This is a genomic window from Mycobacterium sp. NGS48 (genome assembly GCF_059812585.1).
In genome coordinates this window covers 451,504-468,691 of the sequence record NZ_JCALCY010000002.1, presented here as the reverse complement: position 1 = coordinate 468,691, position 17,188 = coordinate 451,504, and the positions used below count along the sequence as shown (strand labels likewise).

Here is a 17,188-nt window from a genome sequence, read left to right as displayed (position 1 = left end):
TCAGATCACCGGTTCCCGGATCAGTTCCACCCAGGCCGCACCGCTGTCGGGTACACGCGGCTGCTTCCACGCTTCGACCGGAAACGACACCATGACCAGCGATTGCATGAGGTGCATCAGGCTTCGCGCATCCTCGGGTAGATCGGTTAGGGGGTACTTGTCACAGTATGCGATCACGTCTTCCAGGCGGGGAAACGCGGCATCGTAAAACGCCTGCAACTCCGGCATCGACGACGCCAGCCGTTTAGCGTAGCGCTCGGGCTCGGTCGCCAGGTCCCAGTCCAAATACGGCTCGAGATCGGTGAATTCAGACGGTAGCGCCATTGCGTTGGTACTCCTTCACGTAGTCACTGGTCGTCTTGTGCAAGTGGCGGATCAAGACTTCCTGGTCGCACAGCAGGAACTCTTTGACGGCCCGGGTGCCGATCATGGTCTGGGTCGCTTGCAGCGTGTTGGCGTCCTGTAACGCGTACTCCTTGAACGTCACTGCGGCCAACTCCTGAGCCAGGCGTTCCCGTGCGTTGCGCGGCGGAACGAAATACAGCGTGCACTCGAAGATGTGCTTGTCCACCGCGGTCGGCCAGTAGTGATAGGTCAGGAACCAGCCCGGCTCCCAGATCAGCAGCATGAAGTTCGGGTAGAACAGCCACGAGTCGATACCCCACTGCGGCACTCTTTTCACGTTGACACCCGGCGGCAGCTCCAGGTTCTCGATGATCTCCGGCTTGTCCCACGGGCCGAACAATCCGCTGCGCAACACCTGGTCCATCGGCTTGACCATGGACATGTCCGGGGGCGGGGCCTGGCCGCCCCAGGTCGACTGCAGGTTGTGCGGGCCGGCCAATTCGTAGTGCAGTGCTTCATAGCCGAACTTCTGGATCTTGGCGGCTTCCTCCTTGGTGTACTGCCCCTGGTGCAGGATCGGTGCGTGGTAAAACTCGATGAACGCGTCGATGAACAGCTTCCAGTTGCTGCCGACCTCGGCCCGGTACGAGTAGGTCTCGGTCATCTCGCCGAACGGGTAGCCCTCGATGCTCTTGGCCAGCGGTCCGAGATAGTCGATCAGCGGCGCCGCGTTGTCGTCGAAGTTGATGAAGATGAAGCCTTCCCACAGCTCGCAGCGGACGGGAGCCAGTCCGTAGTCGCCCTTGTCGACGTCGAAGAACTCGTCCTCCTGCTGGATGAAGGTCAGGTCACCGTCGAGGTTGTAACGCCAGGCGTGGTACTTGCAGGTGAACTGCCGGCAGGTGCCGGAGGTCTCCTCGTTGGGAAAGTCGTTCCACACCAGCTTGTTTCCGCGGTGGCGGCAGACGTTGTGATACGCCTTGACGGACCCGTCCTTGGTCTTGACGACGATCACCGACGTGCCTTGCCCCGCTGAGGGTAGTTCCCTGGTGAAGTAGCTGCCCGTGCGTGGTAGGCGGTTGACTCTTCCTACATTGAGCCACATCCGTTTGAACACCGCATCACGCTCGGCTTCGAAGAATGCCTGGTCGATCGAGTCGCTGTAATCGACCGGTGCGGTGCCCAGTTCCGGATAGTTCTCGGTCCAACTGCCGGCAGCAGGCTTGGTGAAATGTGGCACGATTTTACCTTTCTTGTTCCACTTCGACGCCAAAGGTGTTCAGGCCCATCGCCAGCGCGGTGTAGCCACCGATCGTGAAAATCAGGTCCATCCGCTGCCGCTCGTCGAGCCGCTCGGACAGCGCCGTCCAGGTCGCATCCGACAGGTTGGTCTTCTCGTCGAGCTCGTCGACCGCAGTGAGGACCGCGCGGTCGAACTCGTCGCGCGGGTCGCCGGATTGGATAGCGGCGATGTCGGCGTCGGACAGTCCGACCCGCTTGCCGATGGTGACGTGATGGGTCCATTCGTATTCACAGCCGCGCCGATGCGCGACTCGCAGGATGACCTGCTCTCGAACCCGTTCGGGCAGCGTCGATCCGTACAGCAGGTAGACGCTGAACCGCAAGAACGCGCGGGTGAGTTCGGGGTGGTGCACCAGGGTGGCCAGGAGGTTTCCCGCGTCGTCGGGGTTTCGTCGGTCCTCGGGCAGCATGCCTGCCACCGCATGCCGGACAGCGTCGTCCCACTGATCCGCCGGCAGCGGGGACAGACGCATAGCAGCCTCCTCAATGTGGAGAATCATATTCTCATATTTGACCAATAGGTTTCCATGATCCGTCGGATTGGTCAATACCGGCAAAAAAGGTGGTGGTCACCTGCAGAAACATCATCGGCGGCGTCGGCGCTCCAGACGTCTCGGCGACGCGCAGCCTACGTAGGGGGTAGTCTGAAGATGTTGATTCTCGCGATCTGAGAAGCTAATTTCCATAGCGGGGACTCACCCGCATCGCCTGCCATGGCCCGAGGTATCCGAGGGAAGGGACCAACCGGTGAACAAAGACGACATGATCCTGATCAGCGTCGACGACCACATTGTTGAGCCACCCGACATGTTCAAGAACCACTTGGCCAAGAAGTACGCCGACGATGCGCCGCGCCTGGTGCACAACCCGGACGGCTCCGACACCTGGCAGTTCCGCGACACCGTGATCCCGAATGTCGCGCTGAACGCGGTGGCCGGCCGGCCCAAGGAGGAGTACGGGATCGAGCCAACCGGGCTCGACGAGATCCGCAAGGGCTGTTACAACGTCGACGAGCGGGTCAAGGACATGAACGCCGGCGGGATCCTGGGCTCGATCTGCTTTCCGTCATTCCCCGGTTTCGCCGGGCGGCTGTTTGCCACCGAAGACCCGGAATTCTCGCTGGCGTTGGTGCAGGCCTACAACGACTGGCACATCGACGAGTGGTGCGGGGCCTATCCGGCCCGGTTCATCCCGATGGCGCTGCCGGTGATTTGGGATGCCGAGAAGTGCGCCGACGAGGTACGGCGGGTGTCCAAAAAGGGTGTACACGCGCTGACCTTCACCGAAAACCCGGCGGCGATGGGGTACCCGAGCTTCCACGACGAGTACTGGAATCCGCTGTGGAAGGCGTTGTGCGACACCAACACCGTACTCAATGTGCATATCGGGTCATCGGGCAGGCTGGCGATCACCGCAGCCGACGCGCCGATGGACGTGATGATCACCCTGCAGCCGATGAACATCGTCCAGGCCGCGGCAGACCTGTTGTGGTCCAAGCCGATCAAGGAATACCCCGACCTCAAGGTCGCACTGTCGGAGGGCGGCACGGGTTGGATTCCGTACTTCTTGGAGCGCGTGGACCGTACCTTCGAGATGCACTCGACGTGGACCCATCAGAACTTCGGCGGCAAAGTGCCCAGTGAGGTTTTCCGGGAGCACTTCCTGACCTGCTTCATCAGCGACCCGGTCGGCGTGCAGCTGCGCCACATGATCGGCATCGACAACATCTGCTGGGAGGCCGACTACCCGCACAGCGACTCGATGTGGCCCGGGGCTCCCGAAGAGCTGTGGGAGGTCTTGTCCGCCAACAACGTGCCGGACGACGAGATCAACAAGGTGACCCACGAGAACGCGATGCGCTGGTACTCGTTCGACCCGTTCAGCCACATTCCCCGGGAGCAGGCGACGGTCGGCGCGCTGCGCAAGGCCGCCGAGGGACACGACGTCTCGATTCAGGCGCTCAGTCAGCACAAAGACCGGTCGGGTTCGTCGTTCGCCGACTTTGCCGCCAACGCCAAAGCGCTCACCGGCAACAAGGACTGAGCACGCCGCCGGAATGCAACTGCGCCGGTGCATCAACCGACCCGAAGGAGTCCCGCAGTGCCCGGCGGTGGAATGAACTTCGAGCTGACCGACGACCAGGAGCTGATCCGCAAGTCGGTCGCCGAACTGGCTTCCAAGTTCGACGACCACTACTGGATGGAAAAAGACCAGGCGCACGAGTTTCCGACCGAGTTCTACCAGGCGATCGCCAGCGGCGGCTGGCTCGGGATGACGATCCCGGAGCAGTACGGCGGCCACGGCCTGGGTATCACCGAAGCGACGCTGCTGGCTGAGGAAGTCGCCCGGTCCGGCGGCGGGATGAACGCCGCCAGCTCGATTCACCTGTCGATCTTCGGCATGCACCCGGTGGTGGTGCACGGTTCCGACGAACTGAAGGCCCGCACGCTACCCCGCGTTGCGACGGGCGAACTGCACGTGTGCTTCGGGGTGACCGAACCCGGTGCCGGCCTGGACACCTCACGGATCACCACGTTCGCCAAGCGAGACGGTGACCACTACGTGGTCAACGGCCGAAAGGTCTGGATTTCCAAGGCGATCGAATCGCAGAAGATCCTGCTTCTGACCCGGACGCAGCACTACGACGAGGTCAGCAAGAAGACCGACGGGATGACCTTATTTCTCACCGACCTGGACCGCAGCCGGGTCGACGTCCGGCCGATCCGCAAGATGGGCCGCAACGCCGTCAGCTCCAACGAGCTGTTCATCGACGACCTGCACATTCCGGTAGAGGATCGAGTCGGCGAGGAGGGCAGAGGGTTTCAGTACATTCTCGACGGCCTGAACCCGGAGCGGATGCTGATCGCCGCCGAGGCCCTCGGCATCGGCCGGGTCGCGCTGGAGAAGGCGGTGAAGTACGGCAACGAACGACACGTCTTCGAACGACCGATCGGCATGAACCAGGGCATCCAATTCCCGTTGGCCGACTCGCTGGCGAGGCTCGACGCCGCCGAGCTGATACTGCGCAAGGCCACCTGGCTCTACGACAACGGCAAGTCGTGCGGGCGTGAAGCCAATACCGCCAAATACCTTTGCGCCGACGCCGGTTTCACCGCCGCCGACCGCGCGCTGCAAACCCACGGCGGCATGGGGTATTCGGAGGAGTACCACGTATCGCGGTACTTCAGGGAGGCCAGGCTGATGAAGATCGCACCGGTCAGTCAGGAGATGATCCTGAACTTTCTCGGCTCGCACGTGCTCGGATTGCCAAGGAGCTACTGATGGGCCGGTACTTCGACCTGTCGGGCCGCGCCGCGCTGGTTACCGGCGCCGCGGGTGGCATCGGCTCCGCGGTCGCCAAGGCACTGGCCGACGCGGGGGCGGCGGTACTTGTCACCGACGTGGACAAGGACACGGCAGCTGCGGTGGCAGAGCAGATTTCGGCATCGGGAGCACGAGTCGAGTCTGCTGCGCTGGACGTGTCGGATCGCGAGTCCGCCGACGCAGCAGCAGCGCAAGCGGCCGCGCTGGCTAACGGCAAGCTGCACATTCTGGTGAACAACGCGGGCGTGACCCGGCCGGCGATGTTCGAGAAGACTTCCCAGGAGTCGTTCCGCCTGTTGTTCGATATCCATGTGATGGGCGCGTTCAATTGCACACAGGCGGCGATGCCGCACATCCCTACCGACGGGACCGGGCGCGTCATCAATGTGACGTCGGCGGCCGGGTTGACCGGCACGCTCGGCCAGGTGAACTATTCGGCCGCCAAGGCCGGCATCATCGGGTTCACCAAATCGCTTGCCCGCGAACTTGCCGCCAAAAATATTCTGGTCAATGCACTGGCGCCGCTGGCGGCAACTCCGATGACCGAAACCATCCGGACGAACGAGAAGTTCGCGGCCAACATGCGCAACCGCATCCCGCTGCGGCGCTGGGCCGAGCCGGAGGAGGTCGCCGGGGCGTTCGTGTTCCTCGCATCGGATGCCGCTTCCTACATCACCGGGCAAGTGCTGCCCGTGGACGGCGGAATGGTGATGTAATGCCCGACTCCGCGGCGCCGCTGGCCGGTGTCACCGTAGTGGCGTTGGAACAGGCCGTCTCCGCGCCGATGTGCACCCGGGTACTCGCCGATTTCGGTGCTCGTGTCATCAAGGTGGAAAACCCCAACGGCGGAGACTTCGCGCGGCACTACGACGACGTCGTCAACGGGCTGGCCGCACACTTCGTGTGGGCCAACCGCGGCAAGGAATCAGTCACCCTGAATGTGAAAACGGCTGCCGGACTAGCCATTCTGCACCGGCTGCTGGAGCGGGCCGACGTTCTGGTGTCCAACCTCGCGCCGGGATCGACCGCCCGGCTGGGCATTGCCCCCGATGACCTCGCCCAGCGGCACCCAGACGTGATCGCCGTCGAAATCGACGGCTACGGCTCGGGTGGCCCGCTGTCGCATAAGCGGGCCTACGACTTGTTGGCCCAAGCCGAATCCGGGGCGTGCGCGGTCACCGGCTCCCCGGGCGCGCCGGCCAAGCCCGGGCCGCCGGTGGCCGATATCAGCACCGGGCTGTACTCGGCGATTTCGATTCTGGCGCTGCTGTATTCGCGTAATGGCGGCGGCGCGGTGAGCAACGCGGTGAGCGTGAGCCTGTTCGACACCATGACCGACCTGATGGGCTACCCGCTGACCTACACCCAGCATTCCGGCATCGACCAGCAGCCGCTGGGCATGAGCTCACCGGCCGTGGCCCCCTACGGCGCCTACCGCACCGCCGACGGACAGACTGTGGTGCTGGGGACCACCAACGACCAGGAATGGCAACGGCTTTCCCGCGAGATCCTGCAGCGCGACGACTTGGCTGACGACGCGCGGTTCGCCTCCAACGCCGGGCGGGTGGCGCACCGCGCCGTCCTCGACGAGGCAATCAGCGGCTGGTGTGCAAGCCGCGATCTGGAACATGTGCAGAAGACCGCCGACGCCGCCGGTATCGGCAACGCACGTTACAACCTGCCCAGCGAGGTGCTGGTGCACCCACAACTGAGCGAGAGAGACCGCTGGCAACAAGTCGACACACCTGCGGGCCCCATTGCGGCCCTGCTGCCTCCGCCGGTGGTCTGCGGCTATCGTCCCGCGATGGGTGCGGTACCCGGGCTCGGACAGCACACCGACGCGGTATTGGCCGAACTCGGCATCATCGATGACGAGATCACTGCGCTGCGTGCGGAAGGCGCCATCGGAGCGGTCTACCGCTGATGTCCGATGAGCCTGTGCTGCTCTGCAGCGACCGCAACGGCGTCCGGTCACTGACGCTGAACCGCCCGCGCCGCAAAAATGCGATCAACCGCGAGTTGTGGATTGCATTGGCGGAGGCCCTGACGGCCGCACGAAACGACCGCGGGGTGCGCGCGGTCGTCATCACCGGCGCCGGCGGCGCGTTCTGCTCGGGCGCTGACATCTCCAGCCCCGATGGCGGCCATCCCACATACAAATTGCGACTGCTCACCGACGTGGCGCTGGCCCTGCATGAACTACCGGTGCCCACGATTGCCAAGGTGACTGGGGTGGCTGTGGGTGCTGGGTGGAATCTGGCGCTGGGTTGTGACTTCGTGGTGGCGACACCGGAATCGAGCTTTTGCCAAATCTTTTCCAAGCGTGGACTGTCACTGGATCTCGGCGGCTCCTGGTTGCTGCCCAAAATCGTCGGGCTACAACAGGCCAAGCGGCTGGCGCTGTTGGCTGAGACCATCGACGCCGAGGAAGCCCGAGCCCTGAACCTGGTGACGTGGGTGGTCGCCGCGGCAGAGATCGACACCTACGTCACCGATCTGGCCGACCGTCTGGCGGCCGGCCCGCAGATCGCGCTGGCACACAGCAAGGCGCTGCTGAACGAGGGCGCCGACCGGACACTGCGTGACGCGTTGGCCAATGAAGCCCGTGCGCAGGTGGTCAACTTTGCCACGGTTGATGCCGCCGAGGCCTATGCCGCGTTCGCCCAACGACGGGAGCCGTCGTTTACTGGTCGGTGGGCAGTTTCGAGATCGGAGCAGACAGATGCGTGAAACAGTCATCGTCGAGGCGGTGCGTACCCCGGTAGGCAAACGCAACGGCGCACTGTCGGGGATGCACGCCGCCGACCTGTCGGCGATCGTCCTCAATGAATTGGTGCAACGCAGCGGCATCGATCCGGAGATCGTCGACGACGTGGTGTGGGGCTGCGTGTCGCAGGTCGGGGATCAGTCCAGCAACATCGGTCGCTACGCGGTACTGGCCGCGGGCTGGCCGGAGAGCATTCCGGGAACCACGATTAACCGGGCCTGCGGTTCCAGCCAGCAGGCCCTCGATTTCGCCGTACAGGCGGTGATGTCGGGTCAGCAGGACGTCGTCGTCGCCGGCGGCGTGGAGGTGATGAGCCGGGTGCCGCTGGGCGCAGCCCGGGCCACCGGAATGCCGTATGGACCCAAAGTCCTTGAGCGCTATGGTGATTTCTCGTTCAACCAGGGCCTGTCCGCGGAGATGATCGCCAAGAAGTGGGGCTTTTCCCGGACCCGGCTCGACGAGTACTCGGCGCGCTCGCACGAACTTGCCGCCGCCGCCCAAGACAGCGGCGCCTTCGACGCCCAGATCGTGCCGGTGTTCGTCGACGACACCGCGGTCACCCGGGACGAGGGTGTGCGGCGGGGGACCAGCGTGGAAAAACTCGCCGCGCTCAAGCCGGCCTTCGTCGACGACGGGGTGATCCATGCCGGCAACTCGTCGCAGATCTCCGACGGCGCTGCCGCACTGCTGGTCACCACATCAGCGACCGCGCTCGAACTCGGCCTGACCCCGCTGGTGCGCTACCGGGCCGGCGCGGTGACCGGGGCCGATCCGGTGCTGATGCTGACCGGTCCCATTCCGTCCACCGAGAAGGTATTGGCCAAAGCCGGCGTCTCGGTCGCCGACGTCGGTGTGTTCGAGGTGAATGAGGCATTCGCCCCGGTGCCGCTGGCGTGGCTGGCCGAAACCGGCGCCGACCCCCAGCGGCTCAATCCGCTCGGCGGCGCGATCGCGCTGGGACACCCATTGGGCGCGTCCGGCGCGGTGCTGATGACCCGAATGGCACATCACATGCGCGACAACGGTATTCGCTATGGATTGCAGACCATGTGTGAGGGCGGCGGTACCGCCAACGCCACCCTGGTGGAACTGGTGGCCTGAGCATGCGTCGAGAGCTGTTCACCGACGATCACGAGGCGTTTCGGCGATTGGCCCGCGATTTCGTGGACAAAGAGATCGAACCGCACTACGCCGACTGGGAGAAAGCCGGCCGGATGCCGCGGGAGATCTTCGAAAAGCTCGGCGCGCTGGGCATGTTGGGCATGGCCATCCCCGAGGAATACGGCGGCTCGGGCCTGCCCGATTACCGCTACAACGTCATCCTGCAGGAGGAAGCCGCCCGGGCTCTGGTCACCATGGGCACCGTCCGCACCCAGCTGGAAGTGATCCTGCCCTACTTCCTGCACTACACCAACGAGGAGCAACGGCAGCGCTGGTTTCCCGGTCTCGCCGCCGGCACCCTGTTGACGGCGGTCGCAATGACTGAACCGGGTACCGGCTCCGACCTGGCGGGTATCCGCACCACCGCCGTACGCGATGGTGACGACTATGTCGTCAACGGCGCCAAGACCTTCATCACCGGCGGCCTGCTGGCCGACCTGGTCATCGTGGTCGCCCGGACGTCGACCGATCCCGACAACCGCCGGCGCGGGCTGACGTTGCTGGTGGTCGAGGACGGGATGCCCGGCTTCGTCAAGGGCCGCGCGCTGGACAAGATGGGCTGCCGGGTTCAGGACACCGCCGAACTGTCGTTCACCGATGTCCGGGTGCCGGTGGCCAATCGGCTCGGCGACGAGGGCGAGGCCTTCGGCTACCTGGGCCACAACCTGCCCCAGGAGCGGATGACCGTGGCCATCGGGTCAGCGGCCCAAGCGCGGGCGGCCGTCGCCGCGACCATCGATTACGTCAAACAGCGCAAGGCATTCGGCACGCCGGTCGCGTCGTTTCAGAACACCAAGTTCGAGTTGGCCGCAATGTCCGCTGAGATCGAGGCCGCGCAGACGATGGTCGACCGCGCGACGGCCGAACTGGTCACCGGCGAGTTGTCGGGATCCGATGCGGCCAAGGTGAAGCTGTTCTGTACCGAGATGCAGGGCCGCGTCGTCGACCGCTGCCTGCAGCTGTTCGGCGGCTACGGCTACATGATGGAGTATCCGATCGCCCGGCTGTACACCGACGCGCGCGTGGCCCGCATCTATGCCGGAACGAGCGAGGTGATGAAGGTGATCATCGCCAAGTCACTCGGGCTGTGACTGGCGCCGCCAACTTCCTTCACTGAGACCCTTGTCACAACGCGCAAACCAACCTACTGTGTGTTCACTAGGTTGGTTGGTGGCGACCCGCTGCGCCCGGCTCCGCTGCGCCGGCGATCACCACCGGTTGGTTGACCGAAGGAGCCCGGTGCCGGAGACACGGCCTTACGACACGCTGCTGGCCAAAGGCGAAGACCGCAAACAGCGGATCCTCAAGGTCGCGCAGCGGCTGCTGACCCGCAACGGGTGGCGCAACACCACATTGGCCCAGATCGCCGGTGAAGCCGGTGTCAGCCCAGCTGGCCTGCTGCACCATTTCGAATCCAAAGACCAGCTGCTGCACGCAGTAGTCGATGTCCGCGATGCCGACGACGACGCCCACGCGGACCGGGCCGGCGACCTGATCTCGGAAATCGCCGCCGTCGCAGAGCGCTTCTACCGGTCACCGGAACTGGTGGGCACCTACACCGTGCTGCTGGCCGAAAATATGGATCCAGATGCGCCCCTGCATGACCGTCTGGTCAGCAGATACCAGGACGCCGTCGAGATCGTCACCGCTCTCATCCGGCGCGGTCAGGAGACCGGCCAGTTCCGGATGGATATGGATGTCGCCGTCAAGGCCGTGCAAATTCTCGCGTTCATCACCGGAATGGAGACCACATGGTTGCTCGATCCTTCGATACCGCTGACCGAAGTGTTCAAGGAGTACGCGGAGTCGCTGGCCCGCGACATGACACCGCCGAGCACGACATGAGATACCGGCTCGACGTCGTCGCGGCGAACGTCATCGACGTAGTGCGGTTCGCCGGCGGCTGGCTGTTCGACCGGGCCATGGCCGGCTGGGACGTGACCGTCCTGGTCGCCGACCACCTCGACGAACGGCCATTGCAGATCCTCGGTGCCCAGATCATCGACCTCGAACACGCCTTGGCCACGGTGGGGCATCGTCCAATTCCGCAGACTCTGGCAGCCGCCGCCGATCTCATCGGATGCGATTCCCGGGTTCGCCAAGGCGTGCTGCAGGCCCTGGACGCCGGCGCCACCGAAGTCACCCTGTGGGGTGAGACGTGGCCGGCCGAATTGAACGACAGCGTCGGCCTGGTCCACCACCGGCTGAGCGCCGCGGCGCAGGCATTCAAAGCCCAGGCGCTCGCGGCGGCCTCGGTATGGGACAGAATCGGGCTGGTCGAGACCTTCCGCACGGGCGTCATGGCCTGTCCGTCGGTCGCCGCGGACTTGGTCCCGGCCAGCTGAGTCCCGCCCTCCGCCGGCGGGATCCGGCGCCTGGCAGCCGCGTCCTGCGCTGTGCATTGAGATCGACCACGTAGCCCACGTTGACGCTGGCGACCTGCTGTGGAAATGTAATATTCATCGCTGAGAGGGACGTTCTCACTAGCCGCGAACGGAGCAGTAGATGGCGGATGACTTCACCGCGATGGATTTCTTTAAGGACGGCCGTCTGGTCGAGGATCCGTATCCGTACTTCGACGCGCTGCGCGGGCAGTGCCCCGTTATGCGGGAGCCGCACCACGGGGTGACGATGGTGACCGGCTGGGAGGAGGCCGTCGAGGTCGCCAGCAATGCGGAGACCTTCTCGTCATGCGTTTCGGTGACCGGGCCGTTCCCCGGCTTCCCGGTGCCGCTTGAGGGTGACGACGTGACCGAACTGATCGAGCAGCACCGCGCCGAGTTGCCGTTCAGCGACCAGTTGCCGACACTGGATCCCCCCACGCACACGGATCATCGTGCGCTGTTGATGCGGCTGATCACTCCCAAGCGCCTCAAGGAGAACGAGGACGCCATGTGGGTGCTCGCTGACCGGGTACTGGATGACTTCCTGGCGCCGGGCGAGGGCGAATTCATCAAGGGCTTCGCCGGTCCGTTCACACTGCTGGTCATCGCCGATTTGCTCGGCGTGCCCGAAGAAGACCGCGAGGAATTCGTCACCGGCATTCACCGCAACGCGGGCGGCGGCGTCGGTGGCACCGGCGAAAAGTCGCTGGCGCACAGCCCATTGGAATTTCTCTACGGCACGTTCGCGCAGTACGTCGAGGACCGTCGCCGTACCCCTCTCGATGACGTGTTGACGGGCCTGGCTACCGCGACCTTCCCCGACGGGTCCAATCCGGATGTGACCGACGTGGCCCGCGTTGCCACCAATGTGTTCTCGGCGGGTCAGGAGACGACGGTGCGGCTGCTCGGCGCCGCGCTACAGGTCATCGGGGAACGTCCCGACATTCAGCAGAAGCTGCGCAATGACCGCAGCCTGATCCCGAACTTCATCGAAGAGGCACTGCGCATCGAAAGCCCGGTCAAGGGCGACTTCCGGCTGTCCCGTGTCAACACCAGCGTCGGCGGAGTCGAAATCGCCGCGGGCACAACGGTCATGGTCGTCAATGCCGCCGCCAACCGCGATCCGCGCAGGTTTGAGAATCCGGAGACGTTCGAGCTTGCCCGCAAGAACGCGCGGCAGCACATCTCGTTCGGACGCGGGATTCACAGTTGCCCAGGTGCGCCGCTGGCCCGGGCCGAAACCCGAGTGGCGATTGAACGTCTGCTGGACCGGACTGCCAACATCACGATTTCAGAACGCCGGCATGGCCCGGCCAATGACCGTCGCTACCAATATGTTCCGACCTACATCCTGCGCGGCTTGACCGAACTGCACCTCGAATTCACGGCGGAGGGCACTCAGTGAAAGCCAGGGTCGACGAGGACCGCTGCCGCGGACACGGGATCTGCACCACGATCTGCCCGTCGGTGTTCGAGCTGAACGACGACGGCTACTCGACGGTGATCGTGCCCGAGATTCCCGTCGAGTTCGAAGATGCGGTTCGTGATGCGGTCAAAGAATGCCCAGAACAGGCCATCGAGACGAGTTAAGGAGCTGTCGCTATGCCCAAGGGATACGTCATCCTGACCGAGGCCATCAAAGACCCGGAGGGGATGAAGGCGTATGGCCGGGCCGCGGGAGGAGCGATGGCCGGCGTCAACATTCTCGCGGTGGATACGGCTCCCAAGGTCATCGAAGGTAGCTGGCATGGTGACCAGACCATCGTCCTGGAATTCGAATCGGTGGATGCGGCGCGCGCTTGGTACGAGTCCGAGGGCTATCAAAAAGCGGCGAAACTGCGGCAGGCCGCGGCCGACTGCAACGCCGTCATTCTCTCCGGTTTCGACATGCCGACCACGCCTGGCTAGCAGTTGATCTCGGGGCTCTTCTCCCCGGGCCCCGACGCGTCCGCTTATACTGGTGCTGATACTGTTAGTGTTACGGTATGAGCGTCGCCGCGCTGGTATTCGATCCGTTTTCCGACGAGTTCTTCACCGGACCCTATGAGACATATCGCCGGATGCGAGCCGAGGCGCCAGTTTATTACAGCGAGCAGTATGACTTCTACGCGTTGACGCGACATGCGGATGTCGCGGCGGCGTTCAAGGATTTCGAGACATATTCGTCGGCTTACGGCGTGGATCTGGCGATGGTGCGAACGGGTCAAAAGCTGCCGGCGAAGATGATCATCTCGATGGACCCACCTGAGCATCGGCAGATGCGCAGCCTGGTGAACAAGGTGTTCACCCCACGGGCGATCATGTCGCTCAAGCCGATGGTGACCGAGCAAGTCGAGCGGTTTCTGGCGGCAGGCGATCCTGGCGAATTCGATGTCGTGCAGGACTTTTCGGCGTTGTTTCCGGTCGAAGTGATCACTCGGATGCTCGGCGTGCCCGCCGAGCACCGCCAAAAGGTGCGGCTGTGGATCGACGAATTACTGCATCGCGAGCCGGGCCAGATCGAGATGTCGGAAGCCGGAGCCCGGGCGATGGCTGATGCTTGGGTGATGTACTACGAGCTCATCGGACAGCGGCGGGCCGACCCGCAAGATGACATGATCAGCGGCCTGATCGCAGCGGCGATCGAACGCGATGATGGCGAGAAGACGCGACTGAAGGGCTCCGAGATCGCCGGATTTGCCACGCTGCTGGGTGGCGCGGGCGCCGAAACAGTCACCAAGTTGATCGGGAACGCGGCAACGGTGTTCGCCCGCAATCCTGCGCAGTGGCAGATGCTGCTCGAGGACCGCAGCAAGGTTCCCGCAGCGGTGGAAGAGTTGTTGCGCTACGAGGCGCCGTCACAATACAACGTCCGCCGTTCGATGAAAGATATAGAGCTGCATGGCATCACGATCCCGGCGGGCAAACCTGTCTTTCTCGTCGGTGGGTCGGCCAATCGAGACCCCGAAGCCTGGACCGATCCCGATACGTTCGACATCGACCGCGACCGCGCCGAGGCGCAGAACCTAGGGTTCGGCTACGGGATTCACAGCTGCCTGGGCGCGGCACTGGCGCGGATGGAATGTGTCATCGCGCTCGAGAAGATGCTGGACTTCATGCCCCGCTACGAAGTTCGCTGGGAGGGCTGTCAACGCGTCAGCATGCAAAACGTTGCCGGCTGGTCACACGTCCCGGTCCGGGTGCTGTGAAGATTTCCGGTTTAGTCGTCGATGTGCATCGGCGGGTCGGCAAAGCCGAGATCGCCAGGGTGCTGCTCGGGACCCATCACATCGCAGCGCTTGTCGGGCGCGAGGAAGGAACTGGCGCCGCTATAGATCAAGTGGGCGACGGCCACACAACGTTCCCAGCTGCCATCAGGCTGGACGGGTCCGTCGCACTTGCTGATCACGGGTCCGCCGTACCGGCAGCCGGCGCTGGCCGGCGGTGCAGAGCCGATCAGCGCTGTGGCCGTCAGAAGGGCGGCCAGTGCTCCGAAGATGCAGCGCTTCATGGTCGTCTCCCGTCACGTCGCCGCTGAGGCGTTGTTGATGGCTTCCGACGGAAATGCCGTCGACGGCCCAGCCAGCAACCAATGACGCTACCGCTTATGTAACGGACTTTTGCTGCCTTTGCGGTCGTGATCCAAACCCATTATGCCGAGCTGGGCACAGACATTCGAGGTTTGTTGCAAGTCGGGAACCTACCCCCTTTACGAGGCGTGTACCCCGCATCTCTGGCGGACCTAGAGCAGAGTGATCGCGACAGATATGCCGAGTTGATCAGTGGCACTGGCCAAGCGGCTGTCGACGGTGATCACGGCGGCGGAGTGTTCGGCGGCGACAGCGACATACAAGCCGTCGTAGATCGAGATGTTGTGCCGCCACGCCCAGGCGGTGCGCAGGAGCAGTGCGTCAGGAAGTACGTATTCGATAGCTAGCGCGGTGACGGCGTCGGCGGCAGCCTCGGCGTCCTCAGGTTCCAATTGCTTTCGCAATACGGCCTTGTGCAGGGTGTGTAGCACCTCGCCTGGCATGTGGGCCGGCGCGAGCCAGCCATCGTCGCCCTCCAGGGCCGCGCGTGCCGCGTCGCCTTTCGGAGTGCTGCTTGTGAGCGCCAACACCAGCACGCCTGCGTCCACCACGATCAAAGGAGGAAGCTCACCCGTTGCGGTCGGCGCGGATGACGGTCGCCACTTCCTCGGCTGTCATGGTGAGACTGCGATGACCGGCCAACGCCTCCAAGAGTTGCCGGTTGCGTTGAGCCTGGTACTCCCGTTCCAACAGCGATCGCAGATACGTTTGGGTGGACTGACCGCGCGCCTCGGCGCGGGCCGCCAGCGCGTCGCGAACTTCCTCGGGGACATCTTTGATCTGTATCGCAACTGCCATGGCCACAAGTTTACATGCGCATGCCATGCGCATGCGCACGCTGCGTTTTTGGGTAAAACCTCAAGTATCGCCGGACACCGGTGGGGAATTACCGAGGCGAGTCACCTGACATGTTCCAAACCACCGCGACAAGCCCGGTGACTACTCCGTGATCGACAGCGCCTGACGCGGACACTGGCGGCTAGCCTGCCGCACGTCCTCCTCGGTCTCGGGCGTGACGTCCGGCTTGAGAATTCTCAGCACGTCGTCGTCGCCGAGATCGAAGACTTCCGGATTGATGCCCATGCAGACACCGTTGCTTTCGCACAATCCGTAGTCGACTTCTACTTTCACCGAATCACCTTCACCGGAACGTTCTGCCAGCCCGCGACGTTTTGCATGTGGACACGTTGCAGACCATCCCAATTCACTTCGTAGCGGGGCATGAAGTCGAGCAGCTTCTCCAGTGCGATCCGGCTTTCCATCCGGGCCAATGCCGCGCCAAGGCAGCTGTGGATCCCGTATCCAAGGCCGAGGTGCTGAGCCTGGGTCTGGTCGCGATCGATGTCGAATGTGTCGGCGTCGGTGAAGGCGTCGGGATCCCGGTTCGCCGCGGCGCCGATCAAAAACACCGGCTTGCCGGCAGGAATTGTTCCGCCGCTGACGTGAGCCTCTTTAACGGTGTAGCGGACGTTGTATTGGACCGGCCCTTCGTACCGCAACAGCTCTTCCACCGCCGCCGGGACCTTGCTCCGGTCATCAAGCAGCTTCTGCCATTGGTCCGGGTTGCGGGCGAAGATGACCGCCGCGTTGCCGACCAGCTTGGTAACGGTTTCAGCGCCAGCGCCACCCAAAAGGACTGCGAATCCGGTGATTTCGATGTCGTCGAGTTTGCGCATTTCACCGTCATCGCCCGGGATCTCCGCGGCGATGAGCCGGCTGATCATGTCCTCCTGCGGTTCCTCGCGCCGCTGCTGGATCAGGCTGAAGTAATACATCGCGCTATCGAGGTTGGCCTGCATCCCGGCTTCGCTCCACCCGACCTGTCCAGGTTCGCGGTGCAGGCTGGTGTCGATCCAGTGGCGCACTTGCTGACGGAATTCCTCCGGCACGCCGGCCATCCTGGTGATGACCTCGACGGGGAATGGGCCGGAGAAGTCCTGGACGACATCAAACTGATCAGGATTGGCCGCACCCAGGTACTTCTCGACCAGCTCGAGGACGGTCTCCTTCTGGGATTGGATGGCCCGCGGGGTGAATGCCTTGTTGAGCAGGCTGCGCATGTGGCGATGGTCGGGCGGATCCATGAAGATGATCGATTTCTGGGGCACCTCGCCCGAACGCACCATCGCCAGGTCGCAACCCCGAGCCGACGAATAGGTCTCGAAATCTTTGAATGCGGCCGCCACGTCGTCGTGGCGCGTCAACGCGTAGAAGTCTTCTTGCTCGTCGTAGTACAGCGGCGCGTCCTCGCGCATCCGTCGGTACGTCTCGAATGGATTGGTGAAATAGTCCTCAGAGAACGGATCGAAGACAACCTTCGGTTTGGTCATGGCATC

Annotated in this window: 21 protein-coding genes; 13 read left to right on the top strand and 8 right to left on the bottom strand. The window is 63.7% G+C overall.

Translation table 11 applies throughout. The features are described from left to right. Genes AC5Y42_RS05980 through AC5Y42_RS05970 form a run of 3 tightly spaced genes read right to left on the bottom strand, consistent with a single transcriptional unit; the run spans position 1 to position 2,120 of the window. Positions 1–324 (bottom strand): hypothetical protein, encoded by a 324-nt coding sequence (locus AC5Y42_RS05980; RefSeq protein ID WP_499896527.1) that lies wholly within the window; start codon positions 322–324, stop codon positions 1–3. Then, positions 308–1,585 (bottom strand): aromatic ring-hydroxylating oxygenase subunit alpha, encoded by a 1,278-nt coding sequence (locus AC5Y42_RS05975; RefSeq protein WP_499896525.1) that lies wholly within the window; start codon positions 1,583–1,585, stop codon positions 308–310. Before AC5Y42_RS05975 ends, AC5Y42_RS05980 begins: the two co-directional genes overlap by 17 nt. A gap of 4 nt (positions 1,586–1,589) precedes the next feature. Continuing rightward, on the bottom strand, positions 1,590–2,120 hold the full coding sequence (locus AC5Y42_RS05970; RefSeq protein WP_499896523.1) for a carboxymuconolactone decarboxylase family protein: 531 nt from the start codon (positions 2,118–2,120) through the stop codon (positions 1,590–1,592). A gap of 274 nt (positions 2,121–2,394) precedes the next feature. On the opposite strand from AC5Y42_RS05970, the gene AC5Y42_RS05965 reads away from it, so the two are divergent. From AC5Y42_RS05965 to AC5Y42_RS05905, 13 genes are all read left to right on the top strand, one after another. Continuing rightward, positions 2,395–3,690: an amidohydrolase family protein gene (locus tag AC5Y42_RS05965; protein WP_499896521.1), complete on the top strand. Its 1,296-nt coding sequence runs from the start codon at positions 2,395–2,397 to the stop codon at positions 3,688–3,690. A gap of 72 nt (positions 3,691–3,762) precedes the next feature. Then, positions 3,763–4,929 (top strand): acyl-CoA dehydrogenase family protein, encoded by a 1,167-nt coding sequence (locus tag AC5Y42_RS05960; RefSeq protein ID WP_499896796.1) that lies wholly within the window; start codon positions 3,763–3,765, stop codon positions 4,927–4,929. Then, positions 4,929–5,687 carry an SDR family NAD(P)-dependent oxidoreductase gene (locus tag AC5Y42_RS05955; protein ID WP_499896520.1) on the top strand — a complete coding sequence of 253 codons (759 nt, stop codon included), beginning with the start codon at positions 4,929–4,931 and terminating at the stop codon, positions 5,685–5,687. Before AC5Y42_RS05960 ends, AC5Y42_RS05955 begins: the two co-directional genes overlap by 1 nt. After that, on the top strand, positions 5,687–6,895 hold the full coding sequence (locus AC5Y42_RS05950) for a CaiB/BaiF CoA transferase family protein (RefSeq protein ID WP_499896518.1): 1,209 nt from the start codon (positions 5,687–5,689) through the stop codon (positions 6,893–6,895). The genes AC5Y42_RS05955 and AC5Y42_RS05950 overlap by 1 nt, the downstream gene beginning before the upstream one ends. Continuing rightward, a complete protein-coding gene (locus AC5Y42_RS05945) occupies positions 6,895–7,701 on the top strand; it encodes an enoyl-CoA hydratase/isomerase family protein (RefSeq protein WP_499896517.1) in 807 nt (268 codons plus the stop codon). Before AC5Y42_RS05950 ends, AC5Y42_RS05945 begins: the two co-directional genes overlap by 1 nt. Next, entirely contained in the window at positions 7,694–8,839 is a 1,146-nt protein-coding gene (locus AC5Y42_RS05940) for a thiolase family protein (protein WP_499896516.1), read from the top strand. The genes AC5Y42_RS05945 and AC5Y42_RS05940 overlap by 8 nt, the downstream gene beginning before the upstream one ends. A gap of 2 nt (positions 8,840–8,841) precedes the next feature. Next, positions 8,842–9,990 carry an acyl-CoA dehydrogenase family protein gene (locus AC5Y42_RS05935; RefSeq protein WP_499896515.1) on the top strand — a complete coding sequence of 383 codons (1,149 nt, stop codon included), beginning with the start codon at positions 8,842–8,844 and terminating at the stop codon, positions 9,988–9,990. A gap of 148 nt (positions 9,991–10,138) precedes the next feature. Continuing rightward, a complete protein-coding gene (locus AC5Y42_RS05930) occupies positions 10,139–10,744 on the top strand; it encodes a TetR/AcrR family transcriptional regulator (RefSeq protein WP_499896514.1) in 606 nt (201 codons plus the stop codon). After that, complete coding sequence (locus AC5Y42_RS05925) at positions 10,741–11,244, top strand: hypothetical protein (RefSeq protein ID WP_499896513.1); 504 nt, start codon at positions 10,741–10,743, stop codon at positions 11,242–11,244. The genes AC5Y42_RS05930 and AC5Y42_RS05925 overlap by 4 nt, the downstream gene beginning before the upstream one ends. Positions 11,245–11,404: 160 nt before the next feature. Then, positions 11,405–12,688, top strand: coding sequence for a cytochrome P450 (locus AC5Y42_RS05920; protein WP_499896511.1), 1,284 nt, complete (start codon positions 11,405–11,407; stop codon positions 12,686–12,688). Beyond that, entirely contained in the window at positions 12,685–12,873 is a 189-nt protein-coding gene (locus tag AC5Y42_RS05915; protein WP_499896510.1) for a ferredoxin, read from the top strand. The genes AC5Y42_RS05920 and AC5Y42_RS05915 overlap by 4 nt, the downstream gene beginning before the upstream one ends. A 12-nt stretch (positions 12,874–12,885) precedes the next feature. Next, complete coding sequence (locus AC5Y42_RS05910; RefSeq protein WP_499896508.1) at positions 12,886–13,191, top strand: DUF1330 domain-containing protein; 306 nt, start codon at positions 12,886–12,888, stop codon at positions 13,189–13,191. Positions 13,192–13,268: 77 nt separating this feature from the next. Further along, positions 13,269–14,471, top strand: a complete 1,203-nt coding sequence (locus AC5Y42_RS05905; RefSeq protein WP_499896507.1) for a cytochrome P450 — start codon at positions 13,269–13,271, stop codon at positions 14,469–14,471. Between the two features lie 11 nt (positions 14,472–14,482). Here AC5Y42_RS05905 and AC5Y42_RS05900 read toward each other — a convergent pair whose 3' ends face one another. The 5 genes from AC5Y42_RS05900 to AC5Y42_RS05880 all read right to left on the bottom strand — a co-directional run bounded on the left by AC5Y42_RS05900 (position 14,483) and on the right by AC5Y42_RS05880 (position 17,182). After that, positions 14,483–14,773: a CDGP domain-containing protein gene (locus AC5Y42_RS05900; RefSeq protein ID WP_499896506.1), complete on the bottom strand. Its 291-nt coding sequence runs from the start codon at positions 14,771–14,773 to the stop codon at positions 14,483–14,485. 231 nt (positions 14,774–15,004) lie between these two features. Further along, on the bottom strand, positions 15,005–15,403 hold the full coding sequence (locus AC5Y42_RS05895) for a type II toxin-antitoxin system VapC family toxin (protein WP_499896504.1): 399 nt from the start codon (positions 15,401–15,403) through the stop codon (positions 15,005–15,007). A 16-nt stretch (positions 15,404–15,419) separates the two neighbouring features. After that, on the bottom strand, positions 15,420–15,650 hold the full coding sequence (locus AC5Y42_RS05890; protein WP_499896502.1) for a FitA-like ribbon-helix-helix domain-containing protein: 231 nt from the start codon (positions 15,648–15,650) through the stop codon (positions 15,420–15,422). 141 nt (positions 15,651–15,791) lie between these two features. Beyond that, the gene (locus tag AC5Y42_RS05885) at positions 15,792–15,983 is read right to left on the bottom strand and encodes a ferredoxin (RefSeq protein WP_499896500.1); all 192 of its coding nucleotides are present in this window, start codon (positions 15,981–15,983) and stop codon (positions 15,792–15,794) included. Then, complete coding sequence (locus tag AC5Y42_RS05880) at positions 15,980–17,182, bottom strand: cytochrome P450 (RefSeq protein WP_499896499.1); 1,203 nt, start codon at positions 17,180–17,182, stop codon at positions 15,980–15,982. The genes AC5Y42_RS05885 and AC5Y42_RS05880 overlap by 4 nt, the downstream gene beginning before the upstream one ends. Positions 17,183–17,188 lie beyond the last annotated feature (6 nt).

What these genes read in the sequence shown, in the direction of transcription:
- AC5Y42_RS05980 (WP_499896527.1), bottom strand. Translation starts at nt 324, where the DNA reads ATGGCGCTACCGTCTGAATTCACCGATCTCGAGCCGTATTTGGACTGG.
- AC5Y42_RS05970 (WP_499896523.1), bottom strand. Translation starts at nt 2,120, where the DNA reads ATGCGTCTGTCCCCGCTGCCGGCGGATCAGTGGGACGACGCTGTCCGG.
- AC5Y42_RS05960 (WP_499896796.1), top strand. Translation starts at nt 3,763, where the DNA reads ATGAACTTCGAGCTGACCGACGACCAGGAGCTGATCCGCAAGTCGGTC.
- AC5Y42_RS05955 (WP_499896520.1), top strand. Translation starts at nt 4,929, where the DNA reads ATGGGCCGGTACTTCGACCTGTCGGGCCGCGCCGCGCTGGTTACCGGC.
- AC5Y42_RS05950 (WP_499896518.1), top strand. Translation starts at nt 5,687, where the DNA reads ATGCCCGACTCCGCGGCGCCGCTGGCCGGTGTCACCGTAGTGGCGTTG.
- AC5Y42_RS05945 (WP_499896517.1), top strand. Translation starts at nt 6,895, where the DNA reads ATGTCCGATGAGCCTGTGCTGCTCTGCAGCGACCGCAACGGCGTCCGG.
- AC5Y42_RS05940 (WP_499896516.1), top strand. Translation starts at nt 7,694, where the DNA reads ATGCGTGAAACAGTCATCGTCGAGGCGGTGCGTACCCCGGTAGGCAAA.
- AC5Y42_RS05935 (WP_499896515.1), top strand. Translation starts at nt 8,842, where the DNA reads ATGCGTCGAGAGCTGTTCACCGACGATCACGAGGCGTTTCGGCGATTG.
- AC5Y42_RS05925 (WP_499896513.1), top strand. Translation starts at nt 10,741, where the DNA reads ATGAGATACCGGCTCGACGTCGTCGCGGCGAACGTCATCGACGTAGTG.
- AC5Y42_RS05920 (WP_499896511.1), top strand. Translation starts at nt 11,405, where the DNA reads ATGGCGGATGACTTCACCGCGATGGATTTCTTTAAGGACGGCCGTCTG.
- AC5Y42_RS05910 (WP_499896508.1), top strand. Translation starts at nt 12,886, where the DNA reads ATGCCCAAGGGATACGTCATCCTGACCGAGGCCATCAAAGACCCGGAG.
- AC5Y42_RS05905 (WP_499896507.1), top strand. Translation starts at nt 13,269, where the DNA reads ATGAGCGTCGCCGCGCTGGTATTCGATCCGTTTTCCGACGAGTTCTTC.
- AC5Y42_RS05900 (WP_499896506.1), bottom strand. Translation starts at nt 14,773, where the DNA reads ATGAAGCGCTGCATCTTCGGAGCACTGGCCGCCCTTCTGACGGCCACA.
- AC5Y42_RS05890 (WP_499896502.1), bottom strand. Translation starts at nt 15,650, where the DNA reads ATGGCAGTTGCGATACAGATCAAAGATGTCCCCGAGGAAGTTCGCGAC.
- AC5Y42_RS05880 (WP_499896499.1), bottom strand. Translation starts at nt 17,182, where the DNA reads ATGACCAAACCGAAGGTTGTCTTCGATCCGTTCTCTGAGGACTATTTC.